This window comes from Pseudarthrobacter cellobiosi (assembly GCF_023913755.1).
GTDB classification, from domain to species: Bacteria; Actinomycetota; Actinomycetes; order Actinomycetales; family Micrococcaceae; genus Arthrobacter; species Arthrobacter cellobiosi.
In genome coordinates this window covers 138,725-152,100 of sequence record NZ_JAMXBJ010000050.1, presented here as the reverse complement: position 1 = coordinate 152,100, position 13,376 = coordinate 138,725, and the positions used below count along the sequence as shown (strand labels likewise).

General features: G+C 64.7%; 11 protein-coding genes, 2 tRNA genes and 1 pseudogene. 10 read left to right on the top strand and 4 right to left on the bottom strand.

Features of this window, described 5'->3' with window-relative positions:
• Position 1: 1 nt before the first annotated feature.
• Positions 2–682 carry a mechanosensitive ion channel family protein gene (locus NG696_RS18080; protein ID WP_252576300.1) on the bottom strand — a complete coding sequence of 227 codons (681 nt, stop codon included), beginning with the start codon at positions 680–682 and terminating at the stop codon, positions 2–4.
• 134 nt (positions 683–816) lie between these two features.
• On the opposite strand from NG696_RS18080, the pseudogene NG696_RS18075 reads away from it, so the two are divergent.
• A pseudogene (locus NG696_RS18075) lies at positions 817–1,813 on the top strand (NAD-dependent epimerase/dehydratase family protein).
• Positions 1,814–1,913: 100 nt separating this feature from the next.
• On the opposite strand, the gene NG696_RS18070 reads toward NG696_RS18075, so the two are convergent.
• Positions 1,914–2,387 (bottom strand): OsmC family protein, encoded by a 474-nt coding sequence (locus NG696_RS18070; protein WP_252576299.1) that lies wholly within the window; start codon positions 2,385–2,387, stop codon positions 1,914–1,916.
• Positions 2,388–2,396: 9 nt separating this feature from the next.
• Positions 2,397–4,964, bottom strand: a complete 2,568-nt coding sequence (gene pepN / locus NG696_RS18065) for an aminopeptidase N (protein ID WP_252576298.1) — start codon at positions 4,962–4,964, stop codon at positions 2,397–2,399.
• A gap of 110 nt (positions 4,965–5,074) precedes the next feature.
• Here pepN and NG696_RS18060 point away from each other — a divergent pair, with 110 nt between their 5' ends.
• The 3 genes from NG696_RS18060 to NG696_RS18050 all read left to right on the top strand — a co-directional run bounded on the left by NG696_RS18060 (position 5,075) and on the right by NG696_RS18050 (position 7,586).
• Positions 5,075–6,091, top strand: coding sequence for a hypothetical protein (locus NG696_RS18060; RefSeq protein WP_252565735.1), 1,017 nt, complete (start codon positions 5,075–5,077; stop codon positions 6,089–6,091).
• 77 nt (positions 6,092–6,168) lie between these two features.
• Positions 6,169–6,663, top strand: coding sequence for a ribose-5-phosphate isomerase (locus NG696_RS18055; protein WP_252565732.1), 495 nt, complete (start codon positions 6,169–6,171; stop codon positions 6,661–6,663).
• Positions 6,663–7,586 carry an Fpg/Nei family DNA glycosylase gene (locus NG696_RS18050; RefSeq protein WP_252565729.1) on the top strand — a complete coding sequence of 308 codons (924 nt, stop codon included), beginning with the start codon at positions 6,663–6,665 and terminating at the stop codon, positions 7,584–7,586. Before NG696_RS18055 ends, NG696_RS18050 begins: the two co-directional genes overlap by 1 nt.
• Before the next feature lie 74 nt (positions 7,587–7,660).
• On the opposite strand, the gene NG696_RS18045 is transcribed toward NG696_RS18050, so the two are convergent.
• Positions 7,661–7,734, bottom strand: a tRNA-Gly gene (locus NG696_RS18045).
• A gap of 148 nt (positions 7,735–7,882) precedes the next feature.
• Between NG696_RS18045 and NG696_RS18040 the strand changes: the two genes are divergently transcribed.
• From NG696_RS18040 to NG696_RS18015, 6 genes are all read left to right on the top strand, one after another.
• A tRNA-Pro gene (locus tag NG696_RS18040) sits at positions 7,883–7,957 on the top strand.
• 85 nt (positions 7,958–8,042) lie between these two features.
• On the top strand, positions 8,043–9,434 hold the full coding sequence (gene tig, locus NG696_RS18035; RefSeq protein WP_252565726.1) for a trigger factor: 1,392 nt from the start codon (positions 8,043–8,045) through the stop codon (positions 9,432–9,434).
• Positions 9,435–9,658: 224 nt separating this feature from the next.
• Positions 9,659–10,282 carry an ATP-dependent Clp protease proteolytic subunit gene (locus NG696_RS18030; protein WP_252566136.1) on the top strand — a complete coding sequence of 208 codons (624 nt, stop codon included), beginning with the start codon at positions 9,659–9,661 and terminating at the stop codon, positions 10,280–10,282.
• A gap of 36 nt (positions 10,283–10,318) precedes the next feature.
• Positions 10,319–10,978 carry an ATP-dependent Clp protease proteolytic subunit gene (locus NG696_RS18025; protein WP_141140836.1) on the top strand — a complete coding sequence of 220 codons (660 nt, stop codon included), beginning with the start codon at positions 10,319–10,321 and terminating at the stop codon, positions 10,976–10,978.
• A gap of 180 nt (positions 10,979–11,158) precedes the next feature.
• On the top strand, positions 11,159–12,439 hold the full coding sequence (gene clpX / locus NG696_RS18020; protein WP_252565723.1) for an ATP-dependent Clp protease ATP-binding subunit ClpX: 1,281 nt from the start codon (positions 11,159–11,161) through the stop codon (positions 12,437–12,439).
• Positions 12,440–12,508: 69 nt separating this feature from the next.
• Complete coding sequence (locus NG696_RS18015; protein WP_252565720.1) at positions 12,509–13,123, top strand: mycothiol-dependent nitroreductase Rv2466c family protein; 615 nt, start codon at positions 12,509–12,511, stop codon at positions 13,121–13,123.
• Positions 13,124–13,376: the final 253 nt, after the last annotated feature.

The window sequence follows — 13,376 nt, the reverse complement described above, 5'->3', positions numbered from 1 at the left end:
TCTATTCTCCGGCCTTTTGCTCGGTCTTTTTCGCCTCGGTGGCGGGCGCACTCAGGGCAGTGTCCGGCCCGGCGACCGGCACGTCCGGCACCGGCACGTAGCTGCCCTGCGAACGGTTGCCGACGCGAAGGATCTCGCCATTGCGGAGGTACCAGATTGCGCCGTCCTCCGAACGGACCCGGGTGATGCGCAGCCCCATGGACTCCACCACACCCACTACTTCGCTGGTTTCGATGACGTCGCCGATCCCGTACTGGTCTTCGATGGTGATGAAGATCCCGGCGAGGAAGTCACGGATCAGCTGCTGCGCGCCAAAACCGATGGCGATACCCAGGATTCCCACGCTGGTCAGCAGCGGGGCGATGTTGATGTCCAGGTTCTGCAGCACGTACATGGTGGTGATCACGGCCACCAGAACTCCGACGATGCTGTTGAGCAGGGAACCGATGGTTTCCGCCCGCTGCACGCGGCGCTCGTGATCCAGGGCCCGCAGGGCGGGGGCAACCCACTTGAAGTGCGGTTTCTTGAAGAAATTGGTACCCGACGCCACTCGCTTGCTGATCCGGGAAATTACGAAGGTGGCCACCAGCCATATCGCGATTCCGACGCCAAGGCTGATCACAATGCCCGTAATGCTGACGCCGCTTGGCTGCGAGGTGAGGGGCGGGGGTGTAAGCGACATCGTGCTGAACATAGAGGTAAAACTCCTTGGGGGGTCACCGGCGGCGGCCGGGGGGATGACGTCGGCCCATGCACAGGTTCGCCCGCGGCATAAGGCTCTGTTCTCCTTCAACCCTAGCGCCGTAGCGTGGCCCCATGCGCATCCTCATTCTGGGCGGAACCGCCTTTCTCTCGTCTGAAATCGCCCGGCAGTCCGTTTCCGCAGGTCACACAGTCACGTGCCTGGCCCGCGGATCCGCGACGGAACCGCCAGCCGGCGTCCAGTGGGTAAGAGCGGACCGTTCACTCGGCGTGAACAGCTATGCACAGGTGGCAAGGGACTGGGACGCGGTGATTGACGTGGCTCGCGATCCTGTCCCTGCCAAGGAGGCGCTGACCGCACTGGCCCACCGGACCGCCCACTGGACGTTTGTGTCCAGCTGCTCCGTCTACGCAGACCATTCGACGCCGGGAGCGGCTGAGGACGCTGACCTGCTGGCACCGCTGCCAGCAGGCACGGAATCCACTCCGGATACATATGGTGAATCCAAGTCAGCGATTGAACAGGCCACCCTGGAGGCCGCGGGGGACAGGGCGCACCTACCTCTGCCGCGCCGGCCTGATTAGCGGCCCCGGTGACGGGACGGACCGGTACGGCTACTGGCCTGCGAGGTTCGCCAGGGACGACGGCCCGGCCGTGGTCCCGGATATCGACGCCCACGCCACGCAGGTCATTGATGTGCGGGACCTGGCGGCCTGGGTCCTCGATGCTGCCCGGCGTGGGGTGACGGGGCCGCTGAACGCCATGGGGGACCAGGTGCCCTTTGGTAACTACATCGAGGCGGCCAAAACAGTGGCCGAATACCGGGACGAAGTCCTCAAGGCCCCGGAGGATTGGCTGGTAGAGCACGGTATCGACTACTGGGCCGGACCGGATTCCCTCCCGCTGTGGCTGCCGCCCGGCCACGAGGGGTTCTGCAGCCGCGGCAACCACGCCGCCAGGGCCGCCGGGCTGGCCATAAGACCCTGGCAGGAAACACTGGCGGACACACTGGAGGACGAACGACGCCGCGGCCTGGACCGCCCCCGCCAGGCAGGGCTCACGCCCGCCACCGAAGCACGGCTGGCAGAGGAGCTTGTTCGAAGCCGCTGAGTCCGGCCGGACGCGAACTGGGTAGCACCCCACCCATGTAGGTCGCACTAACTGTCGTTATGACTTCCCATAACGACAGTTAGTGCGACCCAGTTGGGTCTCAGGCCACCAGGGTCACGGGCGAATGATCCACGGGGAAGTTGACGCTGCGGGCGATGAAACAGACCGCGTTGGCTTCGCGGTGAAGCTGTTCAGCCAGATCCACATGGGCCGCGTCCGCCACGGTCACCCTCGGGTTCAGCGTGACGGACTCGAACTGTCCGCTGCCGTCGCGGTTCAGCCGCATCACACCGGTGGCGTCGTCCTGATAGTCGGTCACCACCACCCCGTGCTTCACCGCCACATGCAGGAACGACAGCATGTGGCACTGCGCCAACGCCGCCAGGAGCAGCTGCTCCGGGTTGTAGCGGTCACGGTCCCCATGGAACGTCGGATCGGCGGAACCGGGCAGGACCGGCAGCCCGGGGACCCGGATGTCGTGGTCCCGTGAGTAGCCCCGGTACGACGACGTGCCGTTACCCAGGTTGCCGGTCCACTGCACCGTCAGGGAATAGTGGTGCTCGCCCAGGCCCACGGCGCCGGCCTAGGCTTCGCCCGGCAGCACGTCGGCCGCGCGTGCCCGCAACGCCCGGGCCACGCCGTCCCGGTTTTCCAGCATCATGCGGCGCAGGGCGCTGCTGTCGGCCGGAAGCCCGGCGAGGAAAGCATCCGTCCGGTCCACCGTTGCCTGCGTGGTCAGCAATGCCGGATAAAGCCCGACGACGATCTGCTGGGCGAGTGCGTGTGTGCGGTTTGCCACGATCCCGGGAACAGCCTCGAAGTACTTTTCCGCATACGGCTCGAGTAGCGAACGGTCCAGCACCCGCATGAAGCCTGTGACGGCTGAACCCTGGAGCGCATTGGAGAGTTCTCCCGTGACCACGATCGAGTCCCACGCTGCGGCCTTGGCTTCGGCGGTGGGGATGGCGGCCGTGGCCAGCGCCGCGGCGTTCTGTCCGCTGGCAGTGTTGTCGCGCTCCAGTTCGGCGTCGATCTGTGCCTGGCCCCGCCGGCCACCGGCCACCAGGGACGCCAGCAGCTCCCAGCGCAGGTCCTGGTCGACGGCCAGCCCCTCCAGGGTGGCGGTGCCGTCCAGGAGCCCGGCGACGGTGTCCTGCTGGCCTGAGCTGCCGGCCAGCAGGGCAAACGACTTCACAAACTGCAGCTGGGCGTCGGACCCGCCAAGCGCTGCGCTGGCAAGATCCCACAGTGTGTCCACGGCGGCGACCGTGGTGGCCTCGCGGTGCTCCTCGGCCACATAGAAGTTCAGCGTGGTGGCCAGCTGGCGCAGCTGGACCAGGATCACCGAAGAATCCGATTCCGCGGCCACGTTGGCCAGGATCAGCTCCACATACCGGCGCGCCGGGGACTCGCCGTCGCGGGCAGCGTCCCAGGCGGAGTTCCACACCAGGGTGCGCGGCAGGCTCTCGCTGAAGTCCTTCAGGTGCGCCGTTGCCGTGGCGAGGGACTTCTCGTCCAGCCGGACCTTGGCGTAGGCGAGGTCGTCGTCGTTGACCAGGATCAGGTCAGGCTGCGCCAGGCCCGCCAGTTCCGGGACCTCGGTGCGCTTGCCGTCGACGTCGAGCTCCTCGCGGTGCACGCGCTCCAGCTTGCCCGAGCTGTTCAGGTTGTAGAACCCGACGGCGAGCCGGTGCGGACGGATGGTGGGCCACTCCTCGACGGCTGACTGCACGATGGTGAAGGACGTCAGCGTCCCGGAGCCGTCCACGGAGAGCTCCGGCTTGAGCGTATTGACGCCGGCAGTCTCCAGCCAGAGGCGGCCCCACTGGTCCAGGTCGCGGCCGCTGGCCTTCTCCAGCTCCACCATGAGGTCGCTCAGCTCGGTGTTCTGCCAGGCGTGCTTCGCGAAATACTCCCGGACCCCGGCCATAAACTGCTCCGGCCCCACCCAGGCCACCAGCTGGCGGAGGACTGAGGCGCCCTTGGCGTAGGTGATGCCGTCGAAGTTGACCTCCACGTCCTGCAGGTCGTTAATGTCGGCGAAAATCGGGTGGGTCGTGGGCAGCTGGTCCTGGCGGTAGGCCCAGGACTTCTCCACCGAGGCGAAAGTTGTCCACGCGCTCGTGAAGGACGTGTTTTCCACAGCCGCGAGGTGGGACATGTATTCGGCGAAGGATTCGTTGAGCCAGAGGTCATTCCACCAGCGCATGGTCACCAGGTCACCGAACCACATGTGCGCGAGTTCGTGCAGGACGGTGATGGCCCGGCGCTCGATCTGAGCCCCGGTCACCTTGCTCCGGAAAACGTAGCCTTCGAGGATGGTCACCGCGCCGGCATTCTCCATGGCGCCCGCGTTGAACTCGGGCACAAACAGCTGGTCGTACTTCTCGAACGGGTACGGGAAGCCGAACTGCGCCTCGAAGAATTCGAAGCCCTGACGGGTCAGCTCGAAGATGTTGTCCGCGTCGAGGTACTGCATCAGGGACTTCCGGGCAAAAACTCCCAGCGGGATCACCCGGCCGTCGGAACTGGCCACTTCGCTGCGGAGTGACTGGTACGGGCCGGCGATCAGGGCGGTGACGTAGGAGGACAGCCGTGGTGTGGGGGCGAACGTCCAGACCGAGCGGGCGCCGCCGTCGTCCCCTGGTGTGGACTCCACCGGGGCGGGGGTGGGGGAGTTGGAGATGACATCCCAGTGCGACGGCGCGGTGACCGTGAACCTGAAGGTGCCCTTGAGGTCGGGCTGCTCAAACACCGCAAACATCCGGCGCGAATCGGGAACCTCGAACTGCGTGTACAGGTACACCTCGTGGTCCACCGGATCCACAAAGCGGTGCAGGCCTTCGCCGGTGTTCATGTACGGCGCGTCGGCCACCACGGTGAGCTCGTTGGAGCCGGCGAGGTCCGGCAACTGGATCCGGATACCGTCGGACACTGCCGCAGGGTCCAGGGCGTGCCCGTTGAGCGTGACGCTGTGCACGGCGTGCGTGACGGCATCGATGAAAGTGGTGGAACCCGGCACTGCCGTGAACTTCACCGTGGTGGTGGTTCCGAAGACCTTCCCGCCCCTGGTCAGGTCGAGGATGACATCGTAGGAGTCAACGTTGATGAGTGCGGCACGCTCGCGGGCTTCGGCGCGAGTCAGGTTCATACCTGGCAAGTGGGGCCTCCAGAAGGGGTTGCGGTTGCCGGCGGGCGGTGGCCTGCACCGGCACAGTGAAGTCATTCTGTCACGGCCTCCGGCGGGAGTAGCGTTAATGCATGGGAAAGTTCCGGGATTCGGTGGACACCAAGGCACTGCGCTTCGCCGTCGGCTTTCCCGTGGTCCTGGCGGCGGCTTTTGTGTTCTGCGCCTTCTTGCTGCGTCCCGATCTTCCGGACCCGGTAGCGATCAGCTGGACGGCCGACGGCGGCGCCTCCTTTGCCCCGTTCGGCGCCTATGCGGGCGGCGGCGCGCTGCTCATCATCGCCTCAGGCTGGCTGGTGCTGTTCCAGGCGGTACCGCTGTCCCGGCCCGCTGTTATGCGCCGGATCATGATGGGAACGGGATTGTTCCTGAGCCTGTTCATCACCAGCGTCCTTGCGGCCGGGCTGGTGGGCCAGGCCGGCCTCGCCGACGCCCGGGAGTCCCGGGTGGATCTCACGGTCCTCGCATTGGGCAGCGGGGCGGCGTTGTCGCTGGGTGTCATCATGGGCTTCGTGTTCAAGGCCGACCGGCAGTGGTCGCTTGACGATGACCGGGCCCTGGAGCAGGCCCTCGCCCGCGAGCTTGACCCGGAGCTTGCGGGGGACACGTTCCGGATGTGGGTGCACGCCCGCAGCTCGGTCTTTGTGATGATCGCGGTGGCAAGCCTGTTCCCGGCCGCGCTGATCGCTGTGGCGCTGCCTTGGCTCGGGGCCCTGGTGGCTGCCCTCGCTGTGGTGGCCGCTGCTTTCCTCTGCGCCCGCGTCAAGGCCGACCGCCGTGGCCTGCGTGTCCTGGTGGCCGGCGTGCTGCCGGTCATGGATGTGCCGGCGGCCGCGATCTCCACCGCAAGTGCCGCGGACGTCCGCGCCGCCGACTACGGCGGGTGGGGCTACCGCAACCACAGCGGCACCGCCGCGATGCTGGTCAGCAGCGGCCCCGCCGTCGTCGTTCATCAAACCGATGGGCGCAACCTTGCGGTCAGCGGCGGCAGCCCAGCATCCGCGGCCCGGCTGGCCGAGGTCTTGACCCGGGTGGCTGCCAGGGCGCACGGGGGCACTTCCGGCGAACGCGCGCCGGAGTCCGAGTCCTAGTAACCTTGTCCCTGATGATCTGACCCTGGCCTGAACCAGCACTGCTGGCCCCGGCGCCGAAACGAACGGATACTGCTGTGACTTCTTCCCCTGCCTTCCCGCGGGTACACATCGCCACCGACCACGCCGGCATGGAACTCAGCGCCCACCTGGTCAGCCACCTCACGGCCAAGGGCTACGACGTGGTGGACCACGGCCCCAAGGAATACGACGCCCTGGACGATTACCCGTCCTTTTGCATCAACGCAGCGCTCGCCGTCGTCGCTGACCAGCAGGCAGGAATCCACGCCCTGGGTATCGTCCTGGGCGGCTCGGGCAACGGTGAGCAGATCGCCGCCAACAAGGTCAAGGGGGTCCGCGCAGCCCTCGCCTGGAACCACTCCACCGCAACTTTGGCACGCGAACACAACGACGCCAACGTGGTGGCCGTTGGCGGCCGCCAGCACACTGTCGGGGAAGCAACCGAACTGATCGAGGCGTTCCTGGCTGAGCCCTTCAGCAACGACGAAAGGCACGTCCGCCGCATCGGCAAGATCGCGTCTTACGAAACCACCGGCGAGGTCATCGAATAGTGCCCGAAGGGCATTCAGTCCGCCGCCTGGCGCAACAGTTCGGGGACGTCTTTACCGGGGAATCGCTATCCGTGAGCAGCCCGCAGGGCCGGTTCGTTGCCGGCGCAGCCCTGCTGGACGGCCAGGTCCTGACGGATTCGCGCGCCCACGGCAAGCATCTCTTCCTGCATTTTGACCACGCCGTGGTGCTGCACGTCCACCTGGGGCTCTACGGGGCCTGGGACTTCGGCGGCGACGCGACCTTCAGCGGGGCCTCCAGCATCGGTGCCCCGCGGAAGATCGGGGAGCGCGAGGTTTTCGAGGACCCCGAAATTACCGACGACGCCGGGATGGTTGAGTACGAGGGCCCGCCCGAGCCCCGCGGCGCCGTGCGTGTCCGGCTGGTCAGCAAGCATGGCTGGGCGGACCTCCGCGGTGCCACCACTTGCGCGGCTATCACCGAGGCAGAAGCCCGGGCCGTCCTGGCCCGGCTGGGGCCGGATCCGCTGCACAACCATCCCGCGGACAGGACCCGCTTTGTGACGGGCCTTTTGTCCCGCAAGACGTCCATCGCAGCGCTGCTGATGGACCAGAAGGTGATTGCCGGCGTCGGGAATGTCTACCGGGCCGAAGTGCTGTTCCGGCAGCGGCTGGATCCGTGGCTGCCGGGTACTGGACTCTCCAGCAGCGCCGCCGGTCTGTTGTGGGATGACACAGCCGCAGTTATGGCCGACGGCGTCCGTGACGGGCGGATCATCACCACACCGCCGGTGTATTGGGAGCCGGATAACCGGGAACCGGGGGCGCTCCTGCCCACGGGCGGCGACGCCCACTTCGTGTACAAGCGGGAAGGGCAGCCCTGCCGAGTCTGTGCCGTGCCGGTGGCCATCACCGAAATTGTGGGCCGCAAGCTGTACTGGTGCCCCGGCTGCCAGCAGCAGTAGCCAACAAAGTCAGCTTGATCCCAAGTCAGCCAAACAAAAAGCAGGGCCCCTCACTGAGGGGCCCTGCTTTTATGTGGAGGGGACGACGGGAATCGAACCCGCATCATCAGTTTGGAAGACTGAGGCTTTACCACTAAGCTACGTCCCCGGAAAAATACAGCTCAGCTGTTGCATCAGGCTGCACTGCGTTTCTTCGGGCTGGCTGTTGAAGCCGGATACAACTAAACCTAATTCATGCCCCACGTGTCAAATGTGCAAAGAACGCCCGGATGACCGTAGACTTGCCTGTGCACTTACGGGGTGTAGCTCAGCTTGGCTAGAGCACCTGCTTTGGGAGCAGGAAGTCGCAGGTTCAAATCCTGTCACCCCGACTCTGCGGCTCGGGCCGTGCATACGGCCCGGGCAGAAAAATGCGTTTGCAGAAACCCATCCCACAAACCCAGGAGTACTTAGACCGTGAAGAGCGCTGTCGAGAACCTCACCCCCACGCGGGTCAAGCTCAATGTTGAGGTCCCTTTTGAGGAATTGAAGCCCAGCATCGACGAGGCATACAAGACTGTTGCTTCGCAGATCCAGGTCCCTGGCTTCCGTAAGGGCAAGGTCCCGTCCAAGCTGATTGACCAGCGCGTTGGCCGCGGCTACGTCCTGGAGACGGCCATCAACGAAGGCCTCAACGGCTGGTACCAGGCTGCAGTCCAGGAATCCGGCATCCGCCCCCTGAGCCGTCCTGAGGTTGAAATCACCGAAGTTCCGGACCCCAGCTCCACGGACGGGGAACTGAAGTTCCACGCCGAGGTTGATATCCGTCCGGAGATCGAACTTCCCGACTACGCCGGCATCAAGGTCGAGGTAGCCGCAGCGGAGTCCTCCGACGAAGACGTTGACAAGGCCCTGGATGAACTGCGCGGCCGCTTCGGCACGCTGAAGTCCGTGGACCGCCCGGCCGCCGATGGCGACTTCCTGACCATCGACATCACCGCCACCATTGACGGCGCCGACGTTGATTCCGCGTCCGGCCTGTCCTACCAGGTGGGCACCGAAACCATGCTCGAGGGCCTGGACGAGGCCGTGACCGGCCTCAGCGTTGACGAGGACGCCATCTTCGAAACCACCCTGGTGGGCGGTGACCACGCTGGCGAGTCCGCCCAGGTGAAGGTTGTTGTCAAGGCCGTCAAGGAGCGCGAGCTTCCCGAGGCCAACGACGACTTCGCCCAGCTGGCCTCCGAGTTCGACACACTCGCCGAACTCCGTGAGGACCTGGCCAAGCAGGCCGCCGACTCCAAGGTTATTGAGCAGGGCGTAGAGGCCCGCGACAAGGTCCTGGACAAGCTCGTTGAGCTCGTTGAGGTTCCGGTTCCCGACTCCGTGGTTGAAGAGCAGGTCGACGCCCACTTCAAGGAGGGCAACGGCCACGGTGAAGGCGAACACGACACCGAGGAGCACCGCGAAGAGGTCAAGGCCAACACCGCCCGCGCCTTCCAGAACGAAGTCATCCTTGACGCCATTGCCGAAAAGGAAGAAGTCAACGTCAGCCAGGCTGAGCTGATCGACTACATTGTCAGCGCCGCCAGCCAGTACGGCATGGACCCGAACCAGTTCGCCCAGATCATCGATCAGAGCGGCCAAGTTCCCATGATGGTTTCCGAGGTCCGCCGCCGGAAGGCCCTGGCCGTAGTCCTGGGACAGGCCACCGTGACCGACACCGACGGCAAGACCGTTGACCTCAGCGACTTTGTCCGCCCCGGCGGCGAAGATGAGGCTCCCGCCGTTGAGGCTGAGTCCGCTGAAGACACCAACGCCGAGACCGAGGCCACCCCGAGTGACGACCCGGCAGCCGTGAAGTTCTAGCACGCCCCTGGCAGTGCGACTGAAGGCAGCCCCCGGACCTACTGGTCCGGGGGCTGCCTTGGTTAACGGGCCGTCGCAGGGATCGTGCGCCGTCAGCGAACAGCGCGATTCCCGCGAACAAATCGGCCACCAAACCGGTTAGTGTCCAAGTAGTGAAGTTCAGTGATGTCACCGTCACCAGCGAGAGGTAAGTACATATGTCACAGCACGCAGAGGCCCCCCGGATGGCGACTGTAGATCCGGCCGGCCAGGACAACTACATCTACAACCGCCTCCTGAAAGAGCGCATCATCTGGCTGGGCTCCGAGGTGCGTGACGACAACGCCAACGCCATCTGCTCGCAGCTGCTGCTCCTGTCCGCCGAGAACCCGGAAAAGGACATCTACCTTTACATCAACTCTCCCGGCGGCTCCGTGACCGCGGGCATGGCCATCTATGACACCATGCAGTTCATCCCGAACGATGTCGTCACCGTCGCCACCGGCCTGGCAGCCTCCATGGGCCAGTTCCTGCTCTCCTCCGGCACCAAGGGCAAGCGCTACGCCACCCCCAACGCCCGCGTCCTGATGCACCAGCCCTCCGGCGGCATCGGCGGCACGGCCTCGGACATTAAGATCCAGGCCGAGCTGATCCTGCACATGAAGAAGGTCATGGCTGAACTGACCGCGGATCAGACCGGCCAGTCGGTGGAAACCATCCTCAAGGACAACGACCGCGACAAGTGGTTCACCGCGCCTGAAGCCCTCGAATACGGCTTCTTCGACAAGATCGCTGCCCACGCCAATTCCGTCTCCGGCGGCGGCGGAACCGCCAATGGTACCTCCGGCGAGTCAGCCTCCGAGAAGTAACCCGGCACTTAGAACACTTAGATCAGGAGCAACAAAATGACTTACAACTTCGGATCGACTGCCGGTAATCTTCCGACCAGCCGCTACGTCCTTCCCCAGTTCGAAGAGCGCACGCCTTATGGCTTCAAGCGCCAGGACCCCTACACCAAGCTGTTCGAGGACCGCATTATCTTCCTCGGCGTCCAGGTGGATGACGCCTCCGCCGATGACGTCATGGCCCAGCTGCTGGTCCTTGAGTCCACCGACCCGGACCGTGACATCACCCTGTACATCAACTCCCCGGGTGGCTCGTTCACCGCCATGACGGCGATCTACGACACCATGCAGTACATCCGGCCCGAGATCCAGACCGTCTGCCTGGGCCAGGCGGCAAGCGCCGCCGCGGTCCTGCTGGCTGCCGGTACGCCCGGGAAGCGGCTGGCACTGCCCAACGCCCGTGTCCTGATCCACCAGCCGGCACTGTCCGGCGGCCAGGGCGGCCAGGCTTCGGACCTTGAGATCCAGGCGGCCGAAGTCATGCGAATGCGCTCCTGGCTTGAGGACACGCTGGCGCACCACTCCGGCCGGACCTCAGAGCAGGTCAACAACGACATCGAGCGCGACAAGATCCTGACCGCGGCCGACGCCCTGGATTATGGCCTTATAGACCAGGTCCTTGATTCCCGCAAGATCAAGCCGCAGGCAATTACCAGGTAGTACGGCTCTTCGGCGGCCGGTGCGGTCCCAGTTATTTGGGCCGCACCGGCCTTCGCTTTCCACCCTTGGACGCAATTGTGACCTAGAGTGGAAGATGTCACGGCCGGTCCTCCCAGGCCCGCCACGATTCCAGCAACGGTGCACAGCTGCCTGGCAGCAAGATACTTAAGGGGTTCACATATGGCTCGGATTGGCGAGAGCACGGATCTGCTGAAGTGTTCTTTCTGCGGAAAGAGCCAGAAGCAGGTACGCAAGCTCATTGCCGGGCCCGGTGTCTACATCTGCGACGAATGCATTGAGCTCTGCAACGAGATCATTGAGGAAGAGCTCGCGGAAGTCGCCGATCTGGGAAGCTTCGAACTGCCCAAGCCCCGCGAGATCTTCGACTTCCTGCAGGAATACGTCATCGGCCAGGAACCGGCCAAGCGTTCCCTCGCCGTCGCCGTTTACAACCACTACAAGCGGATCCAGGCCGGCCACGCCCCGAAGAGCGGCAGCCTCGCCGACGGCGGCCACCACGACGACGTCGAAATCGCCAAGTCCAACATCCTCCTGATCGGCCCCACAGGTTGCGGCAAAACTTACCTTGCCCAGACACTGGCGCGGCGGCTGAATGTTCCGTTCGCGGTGGCCGACGCCACGGCGCTCACCGAAGCCGGCTATGTGGGTGAGGACGTGGAGAACATCCTCCTCAAGCTCATCCAGTCAGCGGATTACGACGTCAAAAAGGCCGAACAGGGCATCATCTACATTGACGAAATCGACAAGATTTCGCGCAAAAGCGAGAACCCCTCCATCACCCGGGACGTCTCAGGCGAGGGCGTGCAGCAGGCCCTCCTGAAGATCCTCGAAGGAACCGTAGCCTCCGTTCCGCCCCAGGGCGGACGCAAGCACCCCCACCAGGAATTCATCCAGATCGACACCACCAACGTGCTGTTTATTGTGGCGGGCGCCTTTGCCGGGCTGGAAGAGATCATCGGTTCGCGCTCGGGACGCAAGGGCATCGGCTTCGGCGCCCCACTCAACGATGCCAGCAACAAGGTGGACTCCTACGGCGAAGTGATGCCCGAGGACCTCCTGAAGTTCGGCCTCATCCCGGAATTCATCGGCCGCCTGCCCGTGATCACCACGGTCTCCAGCCTGGACCGCGACGCCCTCATCCAGATCCTCTCGACGCCGAAGAACGCGCTGGTCAAGCAGTACCAGAAGATGTTCCAGATCGACGGCGTGGAACTCGTCTTCGATGACGACGCCCTCAATGCCATCGCCGACCAGGCACTGGAGCGTGGCACCGGTGCCCGTGGCCTGCGCGCCATCATGGAGGAAGTGCTGCTCCCGGTCATGTTCGACCTCCCCAGCCGCGAAGACGTGGCCAGCGTGGTCATCACCGCCGACGTTGTCCTCAGCAAGGCCGAGCCAACCCTCATTCCGCACGTGACCAAGCGACGCAAGTCCGCCTGACACGTCCGCCACCCCGCCTGACACTTCCGCCTTCCACCCCCGCACGCCCAGGAACCAGGGGACTCACGCATGACTGAAACAACCATCAACCAGGCCGACTTCTGGTTCGATCCGCTGTGCCCGTTCGCCTGGATCACCTCACGCTGGATCGGCGAGGTTGAGGCCGTCCGCGATATCAAAACGGTGTGGCATGTGATGAGCCTGGCCGTCCTCAACGAAGGGCGCGAACTCGACGCCGGCTACCGGGAGCTCATGGACAAGGCGTGGGGCCCGGTCCGGGTCATCATCGCGGCCCAGGAGCAGCACGGCCACCACGTGGTGAAGCCGCTCTACGACGCCATGGGCACTCTGATCCACCTTGGCGGGGAGAAGGACTACGGCGTTGTCATCAGCAAGGCGCTGGCCGAGTGCGGACTCCCGGCCAGCCTGGCAGACGTAGCCACCACGGACGCCTTCGATACCCAGCTCAGGGCCAGCCACGAGGAGGGCATCTCGCTGGTGGGCCAGGACGTCGGCACGCCGGTTGTTGCCTTCAACGGAACGGCTTTCTTCGGGCCCGTGCTGACCCGCATCCCGTGCGGCGAACAGGCGGGCCGGCTGTGGGATGCCACCGTCACACTCGCCTCGTACCCGCACTTCTTCGAGATTAAGCGCAGCCGCAGCGAACGTCCCGAATTCAACTGACGCAGACAGCAAAGAGCCCCGGACGAACTACTCTGATGTAGTTCTTCCGGGGCTCTTGCGCATCCAAACCGTCGGGACAACAATGGTCTTACCCACTTCGAAAGAAGCGGGACGCAGGAACCAAAGATTCAGTGATATGTATCCGACGCAGCCATCGGCAAAGTCAGATACAAGCTACCAGTGACGAGGTAGGAAGACCTGAAGATCCAAGGATCCTGCCAGACCAGCAAAGACGTCACCAGGATGGCCGAAA